The organism is Pantoea sp. RG18, assembly GCF_025910075.1.
Classification (GTDB): domain Bacteria; phylum Pseudomonadota; class Gammaproteobacteria; order Enterobacterales; family Enterobacteriaceae; genus Pantoea; species Pantoea agglomerans.
In genome coordinates this window covers 1-336 of the sequence record NZ_JAPCIL010000042.1, presented here as the reverse complement: position 1 = coordinate 336, position 336 = coordinate 1, and the positions used below count along the sequence as shown (strand labels likewise).

At 53.0% G+C, this 336-nt stretch carries 1 pseudogene; it reads right to left on the bottom strand.

The annotated features are described in order from the left end of the window. Nucleotides 1–30: 30 nt before the first annotated feature. A pseudogene (locus tag OK409_RS22470) lies at nucleotides 31–336 on the bottom strand (hypothetical protein); the annotation flags it as partial.

Here is a 336-nt window from a genome sequence, read left to right as displayed (position 1 = left end):
ACATCAGCAGGGGAAAAAGTGTTTTCAGCCTCATACCTTCTTCCCGTCCATGCTGTAGACAGAGCGTTTCCACTGCTCATCCGGGCGGTTGATAAAGCCAATCAGCTCAGAGGGTGATGCGCCGCCGTGAATCAGACCGTCCGTATTCACCACGATGGCATTCCAGTTGGCCGAACAGTGAATATACTTCTCCGCAATCACGTCCAACTCATCCTGGCTGTACGCTTGATAGGCATAGGTACGCCAGGTATTACGCCCCGGGCTTGATGGATCAACCAGGGACCGTAAAAAGGCATTCACTTCACGGTCAAATACCCCGTCCTCCCCGATGAGAAC